The sequence below is a fragment of the Kitasatospora sp. NPDC056531 genome, from assembly GCF_042794375.1.
In the GTDB taxonomy this organism is placed as follows: domain Bacteria; phylum Actinomycetota; class Actinomycetes; order Streptomycetales; family Streptomycetaceae; genus Kitasatospora.
Genome location: NZ_JBHTTU010000122.1, coordinates 11,597 through 13,514, shown reverse-complemented (window position 1 = coordinate 13,514; position 1,918 = coordinate 11,597). Strand labels below are relative to the sequence as shown.

The 1,918-nt window shown below is 73.2% G+C and carries 1 protein-coding gene; it reads right to left on the bottom strand.

Translation table 11 applies throughout. From position 1 onward, the window contains the following. Nucleotides 1-1,829 (bottom strand): hydantoinase/oxoprolinase family protein (locus ACFQ87_RS40670; RefSeq protein ID WP_380615999.1); only part of this gene is annotated, 1,829 nt, incomplete at its 3' end. Nucleotides 1,830-1,918 lie beyond the last annotated feature (89 nt).

The window sequence follows — 1,918 nt, the reverse complement described above, 5'->3', positions numbered from 1 at the left end:
TGGGTGTACAACGAGACGGTGGTGGGCTCCGCCGGGGCCTCGGAGGTGGGGGAGAGGGCGTCCAGTGCCGGCTGCTCGGTGACGCCGGTGCCCTCGACGGCCAGGGCCTCGATCACCAGTGGGCGGTCCATCAGGAAGGAGTAGGTGGCCCGGTGGCGCTCCTCGAACTCGGCCTTCATGTCGGCCGGTTCGCCGAGGGGGACGCCGATCGTGGTGTCGGTGCCCTGGTAGCGCAGCCGGGCCCGGTGGGCCAGCCGGATCCGATCCTCCGGTACGCCCTGGTCGAGCAGCTGCTCGGTGGCCGCCGCCGCCAGCTCCTCGGCGAGGGTGTGGACGGCGGCCGTCTCCTCCTCCGCCAGCGGCCGTTCGACGGCGTGCTCGCGCAGCACGGTGGTGTCGGCCAGGCCGATGCCGAGGGCGGACAGCACGCCGGCCATCGGCGGGACGAGCACGGTGCGGATGCCCAGCGCCTCGGCCACCGGGCAGGCGACCTGGCCGCCCGCGCCGCCGAAGGTGGTCAGCGCGTAGCGGGTGACGTCGTGGCCCTGCTGGACGGAGATGCGCTTGATCGCGTTGGCGATGTTGCCCACGGCGATCCGCAGGAATCCCTCGGCCGTCTCCTCGGCCGTACGGTCGCCGATATCCTCGGCCAGTTCGGCGAACCGGCGTCGGGTCAGCTCTTGGTCGAGCGGCTGGTCACCGTCCGGGCCGAAGACGTGCGGGAAGTGCCCGGCCTGGATCCGGCCGAGCAGCAGGTTGGCGTCGGTCACCGTCAGCGGACCGCCGCCCCGGTAGCAGGCCGGCCCGGGATCCGCGCCGGCCGAGTCCGGCCCGACCCGCAGACGTTCGCCGTCGAAGCGCAGCACCGAGCCGCCGCCCGCCGCGACGGTGTGGATGGCGAGCATCGGCGCCCGCAGCCGGACCCCGGCGACCTGGGTGGTCACCACCCGCTCGTACTCGCCCGCGAAGTGCGACACGTCCGTGGACGTGCCGCCCATGTCGAAGCCGATCACCCGCTGGTGGCCGGCCAGTTCGGACATCCGCACCATGCCGACGATGCCGCCGGCCGGGCAGGAGAGGATCGCGTCCTTGCCCCGGAAGTGCCCGGCCTCCGCCAGCCCGCCGTTGGACTGCATGAACATCAGCCGGACACCGGCCAGTTCGTCCGCCACCTGCCGAACGTAGCGGCGCAGGCCGGGGTTGAGGTAGGCGTCGACGACGGCGGTGTCCCCGCGCGGCACCAGCTTCATCAGCGGGCTCGCCTCGCTGGACAGCGACACCTGGTCGAACCCGAGCCGCTCGGCGAGGTGCCCGATCGCGCGCTCGTGGGCGGGGTGCAGGTAACTGTGCAGGCAGACCACGGCAACGGAGCGGATTCCGGCGTCCAGGCAGTCGCGCAGGTCCTCGGCGAGCCGATCGAGGTCGGGCGCGCGCAGCACCTTGCCGTCGGCGGCGATCCGCTCGTCCACCTCGACGACCCGGGCGTACAGCGGCTCGGGCAGGGTGATCCCGCGGGCGAAGATCTGCGGCCGGTTCTGGTAGCCGATCCGTAGCGCGTCCGCGAAGCCGCGGGTGATGCACAGCGCGGTCGGCTCGCCGGTGCGCTCCAGCAGGGCGTTGGTGGCCACGGTGGTGCCCATCCGGACGGACTCGATGTCCGCTCCGGGGGGGAGCAGAGCCCGGATACCGGCGACGGCGGGGTCCTGGTAGCGGGCCGGGTCGTGCGAGAGCAGCTTGTGGGTCAGCAGACGGCCGTCCGGGGCCAGTGCGACCACATCGGTGAAGGTGCCGCCCCGGTCCACCCAGAACTGCCAGCCTCTGGAGGCCATGACCGGCTCCCTCCGCTGTGCCGCGTGTCGTCGCCCCGTGCGCGAGTAGCCCCGCGCACGAGTATCCGACCGGGCGAAGCGGGTGGGCA